Origin of the sequence: Persephonella marina EX-H1, from assembly GCF_000021565.1 — a bacterium.
GTDB classification, from domain to species: domain Bacteria; phylum Aquificota; class Aquificia; order Aquificales; family Hydrogenothermaceae; genus Persephonella; species Persephonella marina.
In genome coordinates, this window is the sequence record NC_012440.1 from 620,615 (window position 1) to 634,124 (window position 13,510).

Here is a 13,510-nt window from a genome sequence, read left to right on the forward strand (position 1 = left end):
GGAGGGTTTTAGAATATGAGAACGAGCAGGAGAGATTTTTTAAAAGGTGTTGCCACTGTAATTGGTGGAGCAGCATTTGCTAAAGGTGTTGTTGAAAAAACTGTAAGTACAGCAAATGCCGGTGTTAAAGAAGATATAACATTCTTCCCTGAACATATAGATTACTATCCACCATTTGAGAAATGGAATGACTGGAAAGAGCCGGAAGGTGCATACTGGAAACAGAAAGGTGGTGCACTGAGAGATGGTGTGAAGATGATCAACTATATGATAGTTCCAACTGTGTGTAACAACTGTGAGGCTGCATGTGGTCTTACAGCGTGGATTGATAAGGACAATATGGTTATAAAGAAATTTATGGGTAACCCTTTCCACTCTGGAAGTAGGGGAAGAAACTGTGCAAAGGGTTATGCAACATTAGCACAGACATACGATCCTGATAGAATACCTTTCCCATTAAAAAGAGCTCCCGGATCTAAAAGGGGAGAAGGGAAATGGGTTAGAACTACATGGGATGAAGCGTTAGAAACAATAGGAAAAAGAATGAGGGAGACCCTGAAAAGGGCTATAAAGGAAGGAGATGAACTTGCTAAAAAGATGGTTATGTACCATGTTGGAAGACCGAACGAGTCAGGTGGTTTTACAGCGAGGGTAGTCTGGTCTTGGGGTGTTGATGGACATAACTCTCACACAAATATATGTTCAGCAGGTGGAAGACTGGGTGCTATAGCATGGAGTGGTGATGACAGACCTTCGCCTGATTTTGCAAACTCAAGACTTATATTCCTTTCTGCTTCACATGCAGCAGATGCAGGGCACTACTTCCAGCAGCATGCGGGATACATAGCTGATGCAAGGGCAAAAGGTGCAAAACTTGTTATAATGGATCCAAGACTTTCAAACTCTGCCGGAATGGCTGATCTTTGGCTTCCAGTATGGCCTGGAACAGAGGCTGCTGTTTATCTCTCAATGATAAGCAGGCTGCTTCAGGAAGATAAGTACAACAGAAAATTTATGGAAAGATGGGTAAACTGGAAAACATTTATAAAGGACAAAGAGTATCTTAACTACCTTCTAAAAGAGGGAAGAATATCAAAACTTCCTGAAGGTGAAACATTTGATGATTTTATAGCTGTTTTAAAGGATCTTTACAAAGATTACACATTTGAGTGGGCTGCTGAAGAGACAAAAGTTCCTATAGAGAGACTTGAAAAACTTTATGAGCTTATACTCTGGGCAGGAGACAGGATAACATCTTACTTCTGGAGAGCTCAGGCTGCAGGTAACAGAGGAGGATGGATGTCAGCAGGTAGGACAGGATACTTCCTCCTTGTTGTTACAGGCTCAATAGGTGGTGTTGGTGCAAATGGATGGCATCACTGGCATGTCCTCGGTGTTGGTGGAAAAGGTGGAAAGGCTACATTAAAGGAAAAGCCTGATCCTGTTGATGCCTGGAATGAGCTTTTATGGCCACCAGAATGGCCTTTATCAACATACGAACTTTCATTCCTGCTTCCACATCTTCTAACAGACGATCAGTGGAGAAAGAAATGGGCTGAAAGAGGCCTTAAGATACCTGACAAGCTTGATGTATGGATCTTTAAAATCTACAACCCTGTATGGATTAACCCTGATGGATTTAAATGGATAGAGGTTCTCAAAGATGAGAACAAGATGGGACTTACTGTAAACCTATCCCCAACGTGGTCTGAGACAAACTGGTTTGTTGATTATATACTTCCTGTTGGTCTGGCAGGTGAGAGACATGACAACCAGTCAGCTGAAACAAAACCTGAAAGATGGACGGCTTTCAGACAGCCTGTCTTAAGGGTGGCTCTCAAGAAGATGGGATGGGAACCTAAGGTTCCGTGGAGAGCAACACTTGAAGCCCATAAAAAGGTTGGACTCGGTGAGGTATGGGAGGAAAATGAGTTCTGGATAAATCTTGCATGGGCTATAGACCCTGATGGTGAGCTTGGAATAAGAAAGTTCTATGAATCAAAGAAAAATCCAGGAAAACCTGTAACTATAGAAGAGTGGTACGACGCAGCATTCGGAACACTTCCAAACCTCAAGAAAATCTGTGAAAAACTTGGAACATCTCCATATGAGTATATGAGAGATAGAGGGGCCTGGACTGAAGAGACAGATGTTTACAATGTTCATGAAAGGGAGATCCCTTACGATCCAGAGAAGGATGCATACAAATATAAAGGAAAATGGATACCAAGAAGCAAACTTGCTGTTGATCCTGACTCAGGAGCTGTTTATATAAAAGGACATGGAGATGAACTCCACTCTGAAAGACACACAATAGGTGTTATGAGAGATGGTAAACTCCTTAAAGGATTCCACACACCAACAGGTCTTTTAGAGTTCTACTCAAAAACATTTGTTGAGTGGAACTGGCCTGAGTACGCAATCCCTTATTATCCAAGAAACAGAGAGGAGAGAAAGAAACTTGTCCATGTTGTTACACATGTCCACCATGATTATATGACTGAGCCAAACGCATTTGTTCTCAACCCGATTTACAGACTTCCTTACAACATCCATACAAGGTCTGTTAACGCAAAATGGCTTATGGAGATATCACAGAACCACAACCCTGTCTGGATAAACGAGGCTGACGCTAAAAGACTCGGTATAAAGAGAGGAGATGCTATAAAACTCCGTGTAGTTGATACAGTGTCAGGTATAGAGGTTGGATACTTTGTGGGAATGGCAATACCTACACAGGCTACAAGACCGGGAGTTCTCGCATGTTCTCACCACTCAGGAAGATGGAGAGTTGTAGACACAGTAAAAGTGGATGGATTTAACCAGGAACTTGGATTTAACAGATACGGAACAGCTTTAGTTGAGATCCATAACTCCGGACCTGTCTGGGCTGCAAGATGGAAGTCAGGTGTTAGATCATTCAAGGTAGAGAGAAAACATGGAGATAAAAATCTGAAATGGCCATATCCAGAGTTTAACAAGGATATGAAAGAGGTATGGTGGAATGGTGCTTCAGGTGTATGGCAGAATGCTGTCTTCCCTGCAAACCCAGACCCACTTTCAGGAATGCACTGCTGGCATAAAAAGGTTCTTGTAGAAAAAGCAGGTCCTAACGATAAGATAGGAGATGTTGTTGTAAACACAGAAGCGACATTTAAGGTATATCAGGCATGGAGAGATCAGCTCACAAGACCAGCACCGGGTCCAAACGGTCTGAGAAGACCAAAGTGGTTCAAAAGACCTTGGTATCCACACACTGACAGTGCTTACAGAATGAAAAAATCACATTAATACAGGGGGTTTATCCCCCTTTTTTAGAGGTGGAAGATGGAAAAGTTTAATGAGCTACAGGCAAGAATAAATATGTACGGTTTCCTTTCAAGACTTCTCATTGAGGAGATAGACGCTGAAACATTAAGGAAGATCAAAAATAACGAGGAGATACTTGATCTATTCCCAAATACAAAACAGTGGGATCTTTTCTGGGAGAAAGACGAGAAAAAGCTTATAGAAGAGGATCTTAATGTTGATTTTACAACGGTGTTTTTACTTAATGTATATCCGTATGAATCGGTTTTTATACATGATGAAGGACATATAAATCCAACTGTAACGAATCCTACACTTATCTTTTACAGAGAACATGGGTATTCCATTGATCTGAATAAAACAAGAGCCCTCTCTCCTGATCACATAGCTGTTGAGATGGAATTTATGATGAACCTTATTCAGGAAGAGCTTGATTCTTTAAAAAAAGAGAATGAGAATGAAGCAAAAAGATTAAGAAATATACAGAAGAGATTCCTTGAAGAGCATCTTGGAAGCTGGGGACCTGTCTATCTTATGGCTGCAAGAGATATGGCTGAAACACCTTTTTACTACGATGTATGCCAGCTTGCACTTGATTTTATCCTCTCTGATTACGAGTACCTGGCTGAGGAGATGGAGGTTGTATAGCAATAGCAGGTAATAAAATGTAAGAGGATTTTGCGATGAGCCAGTTGAGAGTAAGTCTTAATTTCCATAACTGTACACATGTCTACTACAGGGACTCCTCATGCTCAAAATGTGTGGATGTCTGTCCTGTAAAAGATGCCATATATTTTGATGAGGGAAAATTAAAGATAGATGATGAAAAGTGTGTTAACTGTGGTGCCTGTTTTGGTATCTGTCCTACAGAAGCTTTCTCCGTTAATGGTTTCTCCCCAGAGAAATTACTGGATCATCTTGTAAAATCAGGAGAAACGGTTATAAGCTGTAGGGTTAATGTTCCATGTATAGCAGCCCTCGATTCCCAGTATCTTATATCTCTGGTTTTAAGATCTGAGAAAGACATTTTTCTTGATATATCAAGGTGTGATGAATGTGGTATATCATCATTAAAAGGAAGAATACAGGATATCGTAAATGAAACAAACTACTTCCTTGAATCAGCAGGTGTTGACAGAAAGGTTTTACTCAGCAGAGAGGATATACAGCTAAAAAGATCTGAAACTAAAGATAGAAGGGGATTTTTAAAAGATTTTGGTAAGATCTCAGCCGGTCTTGCATTCTGGGCTTTAATGCCTGAGATTGACCATGAAGAGAAGGAAGAGGAGGATTTTAAAAATATAGTTGAGGAAAAGGTTCTTCCTGAGAAAAGGAAGATTTTAATAAAAACATTAAAAAACTGTGGTGATGCCCTAGAAAATAGAGTTCTGGAAGTGGACAGGATCTCTTTCTGTTCTGATAAATGGATAGATAACAGGCTGTGTACAAACTGTTCAGTATGTTACAACATATGTCCAACAGGTGCTTTAAAACCTGGAAGAGACAGACTCCAGATACTTTTTGAACCTTCACTGTGCGTAAAATGTAAGATATGCCATGAGTCCTGTCCTGAGAACTGTCTTCATCTAGAGGAAAAGCTCAGCTTTGATACATTTCTAAATGGAATGAAAATTCTTGCTGAACATGTGATGATACCATGTGAAGAATGTCTTGTTCCTTTTTCATACAAAGGTGATTCAACGGTCTGCCCGCGGTGTAAACAGCTTGATGACGAGATAAGGGATCTTCTTAAAATAGGAGACTGATCTAATTAAGAATAATTATTAAAGGTTAGTAGTTGACAACCATGAATAATAACATATTTACTTATAATGGACATCTTAAATACATGAATATATATAAATATGTTTATTATAATAAATATATTCAGGAGGTAGCCCTATGAAAAAAGTAGTTGGTTTAGCAGCAGTTTTAAGCTCAGCGTTACTCACCACATCAGCTTTTGCAACCAATGGAGACAACATGATCGGTGTTTCTCCAGCTTCAAGAGCTATGGGTGGAATTGGTGTTGGTATGTGCGTAGGCCCTACAGATGCGATCTTCAGGAACCCAGCATGGCTCAGCAGAGAAAAAGGATTCAATGTTAGCTTTGGTGGGATATTATTTATGCCTCATGTGAAGGGAAGATCAAAGGGATACTTTGATACAGATCCTGCCAATCCAGGTGGAGTTGTTTCTACAGATACAGGGTATGTGACAAGTAAGGCTGATACATTCATGATTCCTGAGATAGCTATCACGAACCAGATAAGTGATAACGTGGTTATAGGTATAGGTGCGTATGGTGTTTCCGGAATGGGTGTTGATTACAGGGACAAAAATCTTGCCCTTGGACCTGATGGAAAGTATCATAACGGACTTGCAAAGATGCACACTACACTCCAGTTCATGAGAATAGTTCCTGCAGTAGGGTATAAAGTCAATGAAGCTCTCACGGTAGGTGGAGCATTACATCTCGCATGGGGATCTTTGGATCTTGGAGCTGAACTCGGTTATGACTCAGATGGAGATGGAATTCCTGATACATTCTTTAATGCTGGTGGTGGTCAGTCACAGTCCTACGGTATAGGAGCATCATTAGGGATAAACTTCAAACCAACTGAGAATATCTGTATTGGTGCTTCATACCAGTCTTCAGTAAAAATGACATATAAAAATGTTTTTGATTCAAATGGTGATGGAAAGTTTGAAGACCTTAAACTTGAGCAGCCTCAGGAGTTCGCTGTAGGTGTAGGTTACAGACCTGTTGAAACATTTAAGATAGGATTTGATGTTAGATGGATTAACTGGTCAGATGCTGATGGATATAAGCAGTTCAAATGGGAAGATCAGTGGGTATTTGCTGTAGGTGGAGAGTACAAGGTAACACCAAAACTTGCTTTAAGAGCAGGTTATAACTACGGAAAAACTCCTATAAAGAGTAAATCAAACCTGAATACAGCAAACGCAAACAACATTCCTGACTTTTCACAGCCATTCCCAGACTACAACGTAGAATGGTTTAACCTCATAGGATTCCCTGCTATAGCAGAACAGCATATAACTTTAGGTTTTGGGTATCAGTTTACAGAAAAGTTCACATTAAACATGTCTTATGTGAGAGCGTTTGAGAAAAAAGTTGAGTCTTCAGCAAGTGTGATGGCTTCAAAAGATCTTATAGCTGGAGCTAAAAATGCACAGGATTCTATAGGAATATCTTTAGACTGGCATTTTTAAGATAGACCATATCTGACGGAGGAGAAAATATGAAAAAGGCAGTGGCAGGATTTATATCCATACTTACAGTAGTTCAGATCTCATCTGCACAGGTGAAATTTATGGATCAGGAATATGCAAAACAGTTCTGTGATCTATGGAATCAGACAGGTGAGTTAACAGAAGGTTTATCAAAATGGTCTAAAAATACAGGAAATAAAGGATACAGAATTATCAGATTTTACAGACAGGACTGTGGAGGACCTGAAAAAGCTATAGAAGTCCACATAGCACCTAAGGACGGAAAAGCTGTCTGTATTTATGGTGGGAAAGCGACAGATCAGAAAGCTGATTTTCTGATGTTTGCGACAGATGAAAACTGGAAATCTCTTGCAAAAGGTGAATTTGGATTTATGGGAATGGGAATTATGTCAAAGATGACATTTGAAGGATCAAAATGGGAAGCTATGCAGAATATGGGTCCTTTCAAAGCCTTCCTTCTTAACCTTGATAAGGTTCAGCATACAATGGAATGTCCGTAGCTGTGAGCGTCTTCCACCTATCCTGGCGGGCTTTTGCCTGCCCTTTTTTATTTAAAAATTAAATAAATCTATAAAAATAATCTATTGGACTGATCACAGCTTGCTCATTTATTATCCATATACTAAAAAATTTTTGAAGGAAATAAAATGAAACAGATAATTCCAGGTCTTACAGTAACAGTTTTAATAGCTGTATTTTCAACATTTTTAGCTCAGACAGATTTTATAAAAGAGACCGTTAAGTTCAGTCCTCTCATAATAGCTATTTTGACAGGTGTTATCGTTGGAAATCTTTTCAAATTTTCTGAAAAGTTCAAGCCAGGCATTGTTTTTTCGCTTAAAAAGATACTCAGAACAGCCATAGTATTCTTAGGTTTTAGACTTACATTCCAGAATGTTGCAGAGGTTGGATTAGAGGGACTTATTGTTGACAGTATCATGCTTATAGGAACATTTCTTTTAGGTGTTTTTGTATCAACAAAGATATTTAAACTTGACAGCTCAATGGGTTATCTACTTGCTTCTGGAAGTTCTATATGTGGAGCTTCAGCTGTTCTAGCAACGGCACCTGTAGTAAAAGCACCTATGCATCACGCAGCAATGGCTGTTGCAACAGTAACAATTTTTGGAACATTATCTATGTTTTTATATCCAGTTGTTTATAAAGCAGGACTTCTTTTAGATTTTGATGATCTCCTTTACGGTCTGTTTACAGGTGCAACAGTTCACGAGGTTGCACAGGTTGTAGCCGCCGGTTTTGCCATATCAGATCCTGCAGGAAATACAGCAACAATAGCAAAGCTTACAAGGGTTATGATGCTTGCACCTCTACTTATAGTTTTAAGTTTTTACCTTGCGAAAAAGCATGCAACACATGGAGCTGGTGTAACACTTAGAGACATTCCCATACCTTACTTTGTTTTTGGATTTATAGCTATGGTAGGTGTAAACTCAACAGGCTTTATCCCTGCAGATATCACACAGAAAATAAATGTTATAGATGGCTTTTTACTTACAGTTGCTATGGCAGCCATGGGTATAGAGACCAACATAAATAAGATGAAAGGTGTTGGTATGAAACCTATTTATGTTGCGTTCATAATGTTCCTCTTTCTGTTCTTTGGTGGTATAGCTGTTGTAAAGGTTGTTCACGAGATTATAGGATAGATTATAATATTGACAACATAACTTTTGAGACTAAATTTAATAATCCAGCAGAATAAGGGGGCGATTCGGGTTCGACGGGAACGGTTACGCCGGGCCAGCAGGCCGGAGAAGGATACTCCGTAAAAAACCAAACAACAACAATTCCCGAACGCGAAATCGCACTCGCTGCTTAATTAACGCAGCGACGTCCTCCTGAGCTTGCCCGTGGGCTTGGGAAGGGCGTAAGACACACGGGATAGGACAGGGCTGACCGCCCTGTAGGCTCTGTCCGAAACTTTACAGGGCTGGCCTGCAGATACCCTGCCTGTGGGGTCGCTGCAGGTGAGAGCTAAAACACAGGCTGAGCCTGGAGAAAGCCCGAGCAACGGCCGTTCTCGGACGGGGGTTCGATTCCCCCCGCCTCCACCAAAAGAAAAGGTTGGGCGAACTAAAATAAATCCTTGATATCTTAAACGAGAGATATTTTTATTTCAAATTTCATCAACATCTGCTGTCTTATCTATGTTTTCTATGTATCTTTAATATTCTTGCTCAAACTTTTAGGTTGATAATTATGGTATCATTAATGCAATATAGAGAAAATATAATGAAGTAAAAATACAAAAATTCAAATGCGTGAATCTAGAATTTTAAGAAGATTTATTGAGAGGGAGTCAAAATACGCTTCTTATAAGTTTGCCTTATTGAGGGGGATTATTGAAATAATACAGGAGTATGATCATCTGAAGATTGAATCTGGTGATGAAAAAATTTTATTTCCATTTGGACTTTTGATTGAAAAATGGATTTTTTACTATTACCCTCTCATTGAAAATAATATCCCTCAGATACATGGACAAAAGGATATCTCATTCAGAAAAGAGCTAGAGTTTTTTATTGAAAAATATAGAAATAACGGAGGTTTTTTACAGTTTTATAATGATTACAGGCATTCAAAACTTAAAATAAATGAGATTAAAAAGCTTTTTTATAAAATTAAAAATGCAATATACAATGGTCCAATGAAACACTTGGGTTATTCTTCTAATAGAAGCTATTACTCAATCTTTGAATATGAAAAAATCAGGAGTAGAAAAGTAAATATTAAGAGTGAGAATTTTAACTTACGAGAATACCTAATAAATAATTACGGCTTTGTAAAGTTTGATAAAAATCTTTATATGCTCTTAAATGAGTTTGGATCTTTCATAAATGGAACGGAATCCATTATATTCAAGTGGGCGTTATTCTCATCAAACATTAATAAGACATTGGATACAGAAAAGATCATCTTTCTTCTGAGAAAAAGTACAGAAGTTCAGCGGGATGTATATGATGCTAAAAAAGTTTATGACAGATATATTAGGGATTTAAGATGTGTATGGTCTAATAAAAGATTAGACTTTGCAAATTATGAAGTGGATCACGCATTACCTTTCTCGGTTACTTTCATAAATGATCTTTGGAATCTATTACCTGCACACTATGAGATAAACAGAAAGAAAAGTGATAAAATTCCGACAGCAAATCTAATAGAAAAGAGAAAAGAATATATTAAAAATTATTGGGATGTACTTTTTAAAGAATATAAAAATAGATTTTTAAAAGAGATGGAAATTGGATTGACAGGTGTTTCAGGTGGAGACAAAAAGGATTTATTTAATTTTGGCATCGAAAAATTAAAACAAAAAAGTAAATTTCTTATAGATCAGGGTTATGAGCCGTGGGAAATTTAGATTGTCCTTTTTGTAAACCTTCACCAGACGAAATAGTCTTAAAAAATGAGTTATGCTATGCCAGATTTGACAAATTCCCTGTCAATAAAGGTCATATTCTCATTATCCCTTTTAGACATTTTAATAATTATTTTGATGCAACAAAAGAAGAAAAAATTGCTATTATTGAGCTAATAGATGAAGTTAAAGAGTATCTTGATAAAAATTTTAAGCCGGATGGGTATAATGTAGGAATAAACGTTGGAGAATCTGCGGGGCAGACTATTTTTCACGTGCATGTACACGTTATTCCAAGATATAAGGGGGATATGGATAATCCTAAAGGTGGCGTTAGAGGTGTAATTCCTGAAAAGAGAGTATATTAAATTTGGGGAGGGTAGGGTAATGAAAACTTTACTATATCCGTGTTGTGGAACGGAAGATCTGTATTACTTTCTATATAGATTTATGGATGATGTAGATAGATTTATTTTTGCTGATCTAAATTTCAGAAGGTATTTTTACATAGATGCAGTAAATAAAGTCAGTAAGATTGGTAAAGTTATAAAAACAGAAAGACAGGGTAGATTTTATTTATCAAGGGAAAAAGGCTATCTGGAAGTTGAGCCTGAATATTTTTACATAACGTTTATATATAAAGGAAAAGGAAATTTTATTTAGAAGAGGTTGTGCTCAGTTTGCTTTATTGGAATTAGAAAAAAGTTCTCTGGATTATTTTATTCATCGGGGTGATAGCGGTGGTGAAGGAGGAAGTCGTATATACTTTCTGTCAAATTTGAATCCTGATTATAAACCTATTTCAAGACTATATGATAAACTTTTGTATAGGCTTAAGCCAGATGGATATATAATATCTGATGGTTCAAATGTTCGATTTAAAAAACCTGATAAAGTTCTATAAGAGTATTTACCATAAAAGTCAGGAAGAAGTTCTCGATATTTTTCCTGTCGAAATGGAACTTCCAAATTCAAAACTAATATCAGTAGATATTCTGAACAGAAGGTATAACCATATGATTGTCTGGAAAGTAAAAAAATATGATTAAAAGGCGGGGGCGGGAATCGAACCCGCGTATAAGGGATTTGCAGTCCCCTGCCTTACCACTTGGCTACCCCGCCATGGGAAGATATATTATAGCACAGTTTTGTTTTATTTCCAGATCAGTCAAGAACGTGTTTTTCAGTGATCACACAGTAGAACTTTCCTGAGAAAACTATCTGATCTGACTCATTTTTTCCTATAACCTCTACAGTTCTTTTTCTTCCTTCTCTTTCCAGAACTGTTCCCTCAAATATGATACTTTTTCCTACCTTTACAGGTTTTATAAACTTTACCTCTGCTTTTGCAAGGACTACATTCGGATGGTTTACACTGATCATAGCACAGTAATCTGCAGCTCCGAATATAAATCCACCATGTACAAGCCCTTTTTCATCTGCAGCCATTTCCTCTTCTGTTTTTAGAACAACTGTTGCGTATTTATCTGTTTCAACAGCTATAGGCTCACCGCAGAGTCTTTTGTTTATCTTAAGGTGAGTTTTTAACTGCATAGCTTCCTCCATTTTTGTCAGGTTTTTCCTTTATATAAAACATAAGTCTATCAACGAGGGCTTTAAGAACAGGTGAGGAGACGGATCCTCCTCCAATTCTTTCCCATCTGTATATCTTCTGTGGTTCGTTTGCAAATATAACAACGGTGAATTTTGGATTTTCTGCAGGGAAGTATCCTGCAAACCATGTGTAGAATTTTTCATTTGATAGGGCTTTTATCTTTGGATCGTACTTCTGTGCTGTTCCTGTTTTTCCTGCTATAGTAAAGTATTTAGATTTCCCTTTTTTTGCTGTTCCTATCTCAACGACCTTTATCAGAACTTCCCTCAGTTTTTTTAAGCTTTTATCACTTAATACCTTACCTACAACCTCTTTTTTAAATTCCTTTTTCTCTCCTGTGAAAGGATCAACGATCTGTTTAACGAGTCTTGGTTTGAGGAGATATCCACCATTTGCTATAGCTGAGTATGCGAGTGCTATCTGGATAGGTGTTGCCGTCCATGACTGACCGATTGATGCGTATGCTATCTGGACAGGTCTGTAATCCGGTCTTAATATACCTGATGCTTCTCCAGGAAATGTTTTTGTTGATCTTCCAAAGCCGAGACTGAACAGTTTTTTGTAGAACTTTTTAGGATCAAGTTTTAATGCAAGCTTTATAGCCCCAACATTTGATGAGTAGATTATTATCTCCTCTGCTGTCAGCATCTTGAATTTCTTATGATCTCTTATCTTTTTCCCGTCAACAACTATCTTTCCTTCCCCACAGTAATACCTTCTGTTAAAGTTTACAACTCCCTCATCTATAGCCTCAGCTAAAACAAACGGTTTTGCAAGTGATCCAGGCTCATATGCACTGTGGAATGTTATGTTTTTGTGATTTCTGTAAAGCCAGTATCTGTTTGGATCGTATGTTGGGTAAGTTGCGTTTGCGAGAATCTCCCCTGTGAATGGGTTCATTATTATTATTGCAGCTTCTTTCGGTTTTCTCTCCCTGACAAAATCTCTCAGTATCTCCTCTGTTATGTACTGTATATTGCTGTCTATAGTCAGAACGAGATTTTTTGGATCTGTTTTTTTAATCTCCTTTTCTATAGTAAATGGGTTTCCTGTTGCATCTTTCATTAAAAGTATCTTTCCGATACCCCCTCCTAAAATCTTGTTGTACTTGTACTCAAGACCTTCAAGACCTATACCTTCTTTTCTGCTCACAAAACCTATCGTACTTCCTGCTACGGATTTTAAAGGGTAGTATCTTATACTGCTCTCTATTATTCCTATATTCCATTCTTTCAGCATCTTTTTTAGATTCTGTATTCTTGGTTTTAATGATTTGTCAACATTCTCAGCAAGGACTACATATCTGCTGTGGTTGTATAATTTTTTGAGGAGTGTTCTTTCCGGAATTTTAAGTATTTTTGACAGGTTTTTTGCTACCTCTTTTTTATTTTCAATATACCTTGGAATAGCGTATATACTTATTGTTGGTACACTGATGCCGAGAATTTTACCGTTTGAGTCAAATATTGTTCCCCTGGGCAGGACTATATTTTCTTTTGTGTAGTACTGTTTTTGTATGTATGAAAGAAACTCATCCCTCTTGTATATCTGGAAGTATGCAAGTCTGAGAACAACGAGAAGAAGACCGATTATTATCAGACCAGAAAATATGTATACTCTGGTTTTATTCATAAGTTATCTCTTAATTAAGATCTATAAAGTGAACCCTTGAGTAATCCACCGCTTTCATTTTAAGCCTCTTTTTTGCTATATCAGATATCCTTTCAGGGGATGAAAGTCTGGTTATCTCCTTTTTTAGCTGGAGGTTCTTTGCTTCAAGGTAGTTTTTCTTGTTAACAAGCTGTGTTATATCTCTCTCCGTTTTAAAATAAAGACTGTTGTACATAACGAGACCAAATGTTACGGAAATTATTATTATCCAGTATTTAACATATTTTTTTATTACAGCCAGGTCTTTCTTCAGTTCTAACCCTAATGCCCTTCCCATT

The 13,510-nt window shown here is 37.8% G+C and carries 12 protein-coding genes, 1 tRNA gene and 1 other RNA gene; 10 read left to right on the forward strand and 4 right to left on the reverse strand.

Annotation, left to right across the window (positions count from 1 at the left end):
* Positions 1-15 precede the first annotated feature (15 nt).
* From PERMA_RS03300 to PERMA_RS03340, 10 genes are all read left to right on the forward strand, one after another.
* Complete coding sequence (locus PERMA_RS03300) at positions 16-3,291, forward strand: molybdopterin-dependent oxidoreductase (protein WP_012675918.1); 3,276 nt, start codon at positions 16-18, stop codon at positions 3,289-3,291.
* A gap of 36 nt (positions 3,292-3,327) precedes the next feature.
* Positions 3,328-3,957 (forward strand): TorD/DmsD family molecular chaperone, encoded by a 630-nt coding sequence (locus PERMA_RS03305; protein ID WP_012675424.1) that lies wholly within the window; start codon positions 3,328-3,330, stop codon positions 3,955-3,957.
* 35 nt (positions 3,958-3,992) lie between these two features.
* On the forward strand, positions 3,993-5,075 hold the full coding sequence (locus tag PERMA_RS03310; protein ID WP_012676518.1) for a 4Fe-4S binding protein: 1,083 nt from the start codon (positions 3,993-3,995) through the stop codon (positions 5,073-5,075).
* 136 nt (positions 5,076-5,211) lie between these two features.
* Positions 5,212-6,546 (forward strand): OmpP1/FadL family transporter, encoded by a 1,335-nt coding sequence (locus PERMA_RS03315; protein WP_012676697.1) that lies wholly within the window; start codon positions 5,212-5,214, stop codon positions 6,544-6,546.
* Positions 6,547-6,575: 29 nt separating this feature from the next.
* Entirely contained in the window at positions 6,576-7,067 is a 492-nt protein-coding gene (locus PERMA_RS03320; RefSeq protein ID WP_012675927.1) for an SCP2 sterol-binding domain-containing protein, read from the forward strand.
* A gap of 147 nt (positions 7,068-7,214) precedes the next feature.
* Entirely contained in the window at positions 7,215-8,234 is a 1,020-nt protein-coding gene (locus PERMA_RS03325) for a YeiH family protein (RefSeq protein ID WP_012675925.1), read from the forward strand.
* Positions 8,235-8,290: 56 nt separating this feature from the next.
* Positions 8,291-8,642: a transfer-messenger RNA gene (gene ssrA, locus PERMA_RS10625) on the forward strand.
* A 203-nt stretch (positions 8,643-8,845) separates the two neighbouring features.
* A complete protein-coding gene (locus PERMA_RS03330) occupies positions 8,846-9,949 on the forward strand; it encodes an HNH endonuclease domain-containing protein (RefSeq protein WP_015898878.1) in 1,104 nt (367 codons plus the stop codon).
* The gene (locus PERMA_RS03335; protein ID WP_012675498.1) at positions 9,937-10,314 is read left to right on the forward strand and encodes an HIT family protein; all 378 of its coding nucleotides are present in this window, start codon (positions 9,937-9,939) and stop codon (positions 10,312-10,314) included. The genes PERMA_RS03330 and PERMA_RS03335 overlap by 13 nt, the downstream gene beginning before the upstream one ends.
* Positions 10,315-10,333: 19 nt before the next feature.
* Positions 10,334-10,609 carry a hypothetical protein gene (locus PERMA_RS03340; protein ID WP_012676678.1) on the forward strand — a complete coding sequence of 92 codons (276 nt, stop codon included), beginning with the start codon at positions 10,334-10,336 and terminating at the stop codon, positions 10,607-10,609.
* A gap of 387 nt (positions 10,610-10,996) precedes the next feature.
* Here PERMA_RS03340 and PERMA_RS03350 read toward each other — a convergent pair.
* From PERMA_RS03350 to ftsL, 4 genes are all read right to left on the reverse strand, one after another.
* Positions 10,997-11,068 (reverse strand) — tRNA-Cys (locus PERMA_RS03350).
* A 42-nt stretch (positions 11,069-11,110) separates the two neighbouring features.
* A complete protein-coding gene (locus tag PERMA_RS03355) occupies positions 11,111-11,500 on the reverse strand; it encodes a hotdog domain-containing protein (protein ID WP_012675304.1) in 390 nt (129 codons plus the stop codon).
* Positions 11,478-13,193 carry a peptidoglycan D,D-transpeptidase FtsI family protein gene (locus tag PERMA_RS03360; protein ID WP_012676393.1) on the reverse strand — a complete coding sequence of 572 codons (1,716 nt, stop codon included), beginning with the start codon at positions 13,191-13,193 and terminating at the stop codon, positions 11,478-11,480. Before PERMA_RS03360 ends, PERMA_RS03355 begins: the two co-directional genes overlap by 23 nt.
* Before the next feature lie 10 nt (positions 13,194-13,203).
* A complete protein-coding gene (gene ftsL, locus PERMA_RS03365; protein ID WP_012675996.1) occupies positions 13,204-13,509 on the reverse strand; it encodes a cell division protein FtsL in 306 nt (101 codons plus the stop codon).
* Between the last annotated feature and the right edge of the window lies 1 nt (position 13,510).

Excerpts from the sequence above, each read along its gene's own strand:
- PERMA_RS03300 (WP_012675918.1), top strand. The coding sequence starts at position 16 with ATGAGAACGAGCAGGAGAGATTTTTTAAAAGGTGTTGCCACTGTAATT.
- PERMA_RS03305 (WP_012675424.1), top strand. The coding sequence starts at position 3,328 with ATGGAAAAGTTTAATGAGCTACAGGCAAGAATAAATATGTACGGTTTC.
- PERMA_RS03310 (WP_012676518.1), top strand. The coding sequence starts at position 3,993 with ATGAGCCAGTTGAGAGTAAGTCTTAATTTCCATAACTGTACACATGTC.
- PERMA_RS03315 (WP_012676697.1), top strand. The coding sequence starts at position 5,212 with ATGAAAAAAGTAGTTGGTTTAGCAGCAGTTTTAAGCTCAGCGTTACTC.
- PERMA_RS03320 (WP_012675927.1), top strand. The coding sequence starts at position 6,576 with ATGAAAAAGGCAGTGGCAGGATTTATATCCATACTTACAGTAGTTCAG.
- PERMA_RS03325 (WP_012675925.1), top strand. The coding sequence starts at position 7,215 with ATGAAACAGATAATTCCAGGTCTTACAGTAACAGTTTTAATAGCTGTA.
- PERMA_RS03330 (WP_015898878.1), top strand. The coding sequence starts at position 8,846 with ATGCGTGAATCTAGAATTTTAAGAAGATTTATTGAGAGGGAGTCAAAA.
- PERMA_RS03340 (WP_012676678.1), top strand. The coding sequence starts at position 10,334 with ATGAAAACTTTACTATATCCGTGTTGTGGAACGGAAGATCTGTATTAC.
- PERMA_RS03355 (WP_012675304.1), bottom strand. The coding sequence starts at position 11,500 with ATGCAGTTAAAAACTCACCTTAAGATAAACAAAAGACTCTGCGGTGAG.
- PERMA_RS03360 (WP_012676393.1), bottom strand. The coding sequence starts at position 13,193 with ATGAATAAAACCAGAGTATACATATTTTCTGGTCTGATAATAATCGGT.
- ftsL (WP_012675996.1), bottom strand. The coding sequence starts at position 13,509 with ATGGGAAGGGCATTAGGGTTAGAACTGAAGAAAGACCTGGCTGTAATA.